6 protein-coding genes are annotated in these 5,645 nt (G+C 35.0%); all 6 read left to right on the top strand.

What is annotated here, in order from left to right:
• A partial coding sequence (locus tag ACFQZ1_RS26685) for a tubby C-terminal domain-like protein (protein WP_445291725.1) occupies positions 1-174 on the top strand: 174 nt, incomplete at its 5' end.
• Positions 175-763: 589 nt separating this feature from the next.
• The gene (locus ACFQZ1_RS10420) at positions 764-934 is read left to right on the top strand and encodes a hypothetical protein (RefSeq protein WP_377882129.1); all 171 of its coding nucleotides are present in this window, start codon (positions 764-766) and stop codon (positions 932-934) included.
• A gap of 457 nt (positions 935-1,391) precedes the next feature.
• The gene (locus tag ACFQZ1_RS10425) at positions 1,392-1,640 is read left to right on the top strand and encodes a hypothetical protein (RefSeq protein WP_377882132.1); all 249 of its coding nucleotides are present in this window, start codon (positions 1,392-1,394) and stop codon (positions 1,638-1,640) included.
• A gap of 227 nt (positions 1,641-1,867) precedes the next feature.
• Positions 1,868-2,587 carry an MOSC domain-containing protein gene (locus ACFQZ1_RS10430; RefSeq protein ID WP_377882134.1) on the top strand — a complete coding sequence of 240 codons (720 nt, stop codon included), beginning with the start codon at positions 1,868-1,870 and terminating at the stop codon, positions 2,585-2,587.
• A 350-nt stretch (positions 2,588-2,937) separates the two neighbouring features.
• Complete coding sequence (locus ACFQZ1_RS10435) at positions 2,938-3,522, top strand: TetR/AcrR family transcriptional regulator (RefSeq protein WP_377882136.1); 585 nt, start codon at positions 2,938-2,940, stop codon at positions 3,520-3,522.
• A gap of 59 nt (positions 3,523-3,581) precedes the next feature.
• The gene (locus tag ACFQZ1_RS10440; protein ID WP_377882139.1) at positions 3,582-5,408 is read left to right on the top strand and encodes an alpha/beta fold hydrolase; all 1,827 of its coding nucleotides are present in this window, start codon (positions 3,582-3,584) and stop codon (positions 5,406-5,408) included.
• The last annotated feature ends 237 nt before the right edge of the window (positions 5,409-5,645 follow it).

The following is a 5,645-nucleotide window of genomic DNA, read 5'->3' on the forward strand; positions in this document are numbered from 1 at the left end:
AAAGTACCATTAGATTGGGCAAAATTTTATTATCAAGGTAAAGAAATAGCAAGGTGGAGAATGAAGACATCAGAATGGTTTAAAACATACTTAGAGATAGAAGAGGATTCTCCTATACAAGAACCAGAATTTTTTACGAGTATTGCACAAATTCTGTTTTATATCGGTGAATAATTAACTTCCTACAACGAGAATTATGTGAACACAAAAGTCTTTTAAATACATTGAATCCCGATAATGATACGTTATGTGAACTGAACATGAATATGATATTCAGACAAAGTCTTGATTGCCCCTCATACATATGTGGTATAATTCGGTAAAAATGGTCGGTTTTGTGGAAATAGGAGGAGAATTAGATGTCTGATAAAAAGAAATTAAATTCTGAAACTATACTATGGGGATTAACACCAATTGTTTTTGTTATTGTATGGTATTTCTTTCAAAGATAACGGATTCATTATTAGATCGAAAGGAATTTCCAACATGAATAAAGGATTATTTATAAAATCTGTCTTTATCTCTTTTGGGATTTGCTTGTTATTCGTAATTTTATGTAGTTTCATTTTTTCTACTAATGTTATGAGATATCTATCAATTGTTTCTGTATTTTTTATACCTTTAGGAGCTTTTATAATTGCAAAATTTTTGAAAGGTAATTAAAGAATTTTAGACTACCAATCAAGAGCTGCCTTTCTAGGCAACTCTCTATTCAAGCCCGAAATAAACCTGTATAGATATGTTTTAAAAGGGAGGGGATAAATTGAAAAAGTATATAAATCTTCCTTTTCTTTTTGGAGGCGTATTAGGAGTCATTGCGCTATATTTTACCACTGGAAACTTTAAATGGGGGTTTTGTATTACTTTTATTTTAGGTAGTGTGATAGGTGGATTTATCTTAAATCAATTTTCTAAAAATCATAATAAAGATTGATGAATTACCGATAACAAGAATTATGTGAACACAAAAGTCCCTCAGTTAAACAATCTGGGGGACTTTTAATAGTCTTTTAAATACATTGAATCCCGATAATGTTACGTTATGTTAACCGAGCATGTATATGATATACATAAAAAAATCTGAACAAATCGGTTCTTTTAAATGGTATAATTAGGAAAAAAGGTGAAGATATGGGACGTATTTTATTGGTTTTATCAACTGTTTTATCTTTCATAGTATCAATATTGAATTTTATAGACCAAAGGTATATAAACGGGATTTTTATGGCGGTTATTTTTGTTTCAGTTTTAATTGCTCTGATAACAGAATTTAGAAATAAAACCAAAGGATAAGATTAACACAGTCTACTTAAAAAAATATTGAGAACGGATCGTGCCTCTCTCTAAATGGAAAGGGGGTTTGCTGTACTTAACAAGGAGATGAGCAAGTTATGGACTTACTGATAGACATACTGACATATATTGTAGCCATCGTAAGCATTGTGATAGCTATTAGATATAGAAATTATATTGATTGGTTTTACCTGATTTTTCTTCTCAGTATAGCTGGAGGTGGAATTTCTTCGGTTATGAATCACTTTCTTTTAGGTATAGTGATTTGTGACGTATTTGCTGTTATTACAATCTTCTTAGCAATTCGGCAAGCAAAAGAACGTATCAATCGTAAAACTGCTTTGTAAGAAGTTTTGTATTACTTAGCTGACTTCCGTTAACGATAATTATGTGAATACGAAAGTCCTCCAGTTAAACGTTCTGGAGGACTTTTAATAGTCTTCTAAATACATTGAATCCCGATAATGAGATGTTATGTCAACCTCAAGTGTATACGATATTCATAAGGTAACTAATTCCAATTGATTATATAATTAAGAGATAAGATAAGATTAAATAAAAAAGGAGTAGGGATATGATAATTGGAGAACTAAAAGAAATTGTAAGACATCCAATAAAATCATTTCGCGGAGAAAATGTTCAACAAGCTTACATTGCATCCTATGGTTTATATGGAGATAGAAGCCATGCTTTTTTAGATGAAACAAGACCAGGAAAATATTTAACTGCAACACAACTTCCTGAAATGATTGGTTATACGGCGAGTTTTATAGGAGAAGAATCTTTTGATACATATCCACTAATCAAAATCACTTCTCCTGAAGGAAAAATATACAAGTGGGGAGATCAAGAGTTACTTACAGAATTAGAACAAAAATCAGGTCGTAGAATTAAAAGTATACAATACTCCCCTCAGCAAGTACCTCTAGGAGCAATTGAAGAAGAACATATATTAATTGTAACTGATACGTCACTACAAGAAATAAGTGCAATGTGGGGACAAGATGTGAACCATAGAAGATTTCGTCCAAACTTGATATTCTCATTATATGAAAATATTCCTTTTCCAGAAGATACATGGTTTGGAAAATGTATACGTATAGGAGAAGTAGAATTAAAAATAGTAAGACACTGTGAACGCTGCATGATTATTACTATTGATCCTAACACATTAACATTGGAAAAAACTCTCTTAAAAACTGTTGTACAAAAAAGAAATAATCATTTTGGAGTCTATGCATCAGTTATAAAACCAGGAAAAGTGAATGTTGGAGATTCTATCATATTAGAATAACTTCCGCTAACGATAATTATGTAAATGAGCTGACTTATTTTATTCTTTGCTTAGCGTGGGGTTTTTCTAAAATGCTGGCGATGCCCTTTGTACTCTGAATAATGATTTTCCGGTTATGTCTGTTAACCGGAAAATTGAAATATCAAATCTATTTCCTAAAGTGACACTTGACTGGAAGCCCCTAATTTTTAGTTCGGTCACAATATATTCGGATTGGGTATTTATCCAGGCTCGTACTTCTATGGGGAATTCTTTAGGAGTATTGATACCTCCATAGTGATTTTTATATTTGTATACATTTCATCAATCATTCCCTTGACTCTCCATTTGTAGTACTGTATAGTACTAATATGAAAAAAAATACACTTAGTAATAAAGATATTGCTCTGCAATCCGCTTTTACATTGTTTCTTACTAAAGGTTTTCTGGCAACAAGCATGGACGACATAGTCACACATAGCAAAGTTTCAAAAACGAACATTTATTATTATTTTAAGAGCAAGGAGGAGCTGCTGCTCGCTATTGTTAATCAGTTGATAGCACATTACGAGCAGCGAATTAATTATATTGTGTCTCAAACTGAGCTCACCGTTCAGGAGAAATTAGAAGCGGTACTCCACATTTTAAGCGATACTATTGAACAGAATAACTACCTTGGCGGTTGTCCTTTCCTGACTCTGTATACACAGACGCCTATTGACGCGGTTGAAATTAGAGATAGAATCAAGAGTTTTTTTGAAAAACAGCTGCATGGTGTTGAATTGATTTTAGCTCAAGGGATTGCACGACAAGAACTAAAGGAAGAGCTGCCCGTTAAACAAACAGCTATGTTGATTGTCTCCTCTATTGAGGGTGCTCTCTTCTTGGCTCAAGCTTCTAACAACCAAGATATGATCAAAAATTTATTTCCTACTTTAGCTTCCATGCTAAAGTAATATTTTTAGATACATTAGTACTAGTTAGTACTATAAAATAATAAAGGAGTGTTTTTATTATGAATATCTTCATGACTGGCGGAACTGGTTATATTGGACGTCATTTAATCGCTGAGTTAGCTTCTCAGCATCAGATTTATGTACTTGTACGTCAAAAAGATCGTCTTCTTACCATCATCAATCAACTGGCACCCGATCAACAGAACAACATCGTTCCTGTTATCGGTGATCTAACGCAGCCTCGATTAGGTTTAAGTGATGACAGCTACAAGCAATTACTTGCAACTGATCTAATTATTCATGCAGGAGGTCCAATGAATATTGAGTTGAACCTCAGTGAAGCTGAGCAGTCTTTCCTCGCCCCTGCAAAATCCCTTGTTCAGCTAGCACAGGATATCCACGCTGCAAAAGAATTAAAGCATTTTATCCATGTCGTAGGCTTTATGAGTCCCTATCATGAACAAAATGCATTGTTGGATCTAGATCATTTGCTGGACAATCAACCGCCTTATGAAAAAATGAAGTTTTTAGCAGACTCTTATATACGAAAATCTCTTCATAACATGAGCATTCCCTTATCTACTGTTAATCCTAGTGTAATCGTCGGAGACTCCTTCTCAGGGAAAACAGAACAGATTGGAGGCCTTAGTATCTTAGTCGATGCCGTAAGGCGAAATCTTATGCCGCTTGTTCCAGGCGGCGACGATTATTGGTTACCAATGGTTCATATTGATCATGTGGCTTCGTTTATTTCAAAACTTGCTAATACAGAAGGGTTATCAAGCAATACCTACTATCTTTTAGATTCTAAGCAAGAGAGTCCGTCGATCCGAACTTTCATCAAACTCATGGCACACGAATTGCAGACAACAAAGCCGTTAGGAACTATACCGCTTCCGTTATTGAAAACTGTGCTTAGAATGGGTGCTGGCAAGATGCTTGGTATTCCTAAAGAATCCATGAGTTTTCTTGTTAAGTCGGAATTCCCTGTTTACAGTAAATTAGAAATAGAACAAAGGAACGGCAGAAATTCATTCGTAGTTCCGTCCACGCTCCCTTTTATCATTAGTGATTTGGATTATCGGTTAAATCATTTAGGCCTGAATCAAAATGAGCAGAAAGATTTTAGTCAACGAAGAAGGGCTAACCTAGTTTCGCTAGAGAAAGATAGGAATGAAACGCCTATTATTTTTCTTCATGGGACGTTCAGCAATGCCGATGCCCTTTTGCCCCTCTCACAATTTTTAAGCAGTTTAAATACTTGGTTCGTAGATTTACCTGGATTTGGGCGTACTCCTTATCACCATAATCCTTCTGTGCTAGAAGGCTATGTAGAGAGCGTTTCCACTATGATCACTGAGTTGAACAGACCCGTTATATTAGTGGGGCATTCATTTGGCGGATTGATTGCGGCTCAAGTGATGGAACGGCTGCCCTCACTGATCAAACAACTCATTTTATTGCAGCCAGTACTGCATCCTATCCAACCTAAATATAGATTTCGACGTATTACAAGTTTCGTTCTAAAATATATGGAGCCCGCCCGTTTGGAAAAAGAGTTACTTCAAGCCAATAGCTTTAGAACATCCAGTCAGTTATTGAGTAATTACGCTCATTCTGTGGTCCGGGATTTAAAATCCCCCCGTATACGCAAAACTAACGCTACGGTCATGTCTTGCTTAACTATATCAAAATCCATTCAGTTAAATCCCGAGACATGGGATAAGAGGAAAATTAAGATACTATGGGGAGCTTTGGACAAAGATCATCATGTCCCAAAGCAGTTTGAACACTTGGATATTACACGTATTCAGTACGGTCATCAGTTTCCTGTTGAATCTCCTGAACTAACTGCTCAATGGATTTCTCAAGCTGTAACAGTATAAAGGTTCTTTTGATAGTATTGATGGAGGTGTGGATTGTCAACACAAATTCAGACTGCTTTTTTAAGGGCTCGTTTTCTGAACTCAACTGGACTTAAATAACCTAAAGTTCCATGAACACGATGATGGTTAAACTGGTTCTGTTGCAAAGTTTGAAAAAAGCATAAACCATAAACAGTTTGGTAAATGAAGAACAATGTTTAGGAAGTAGCTAGTAATTGTTGAAGTTCATTGTACGTT

Source organism: Bacillus sp. CGMCC 1.60114, assembly GCF_042676365.1.
Classification (GTDB): Bacteria; Bacillota; Bacilli; order Bacillales; family Bacillaceae_G; genus Bacillus_A; species Bacillus_A rhizoplanae_A.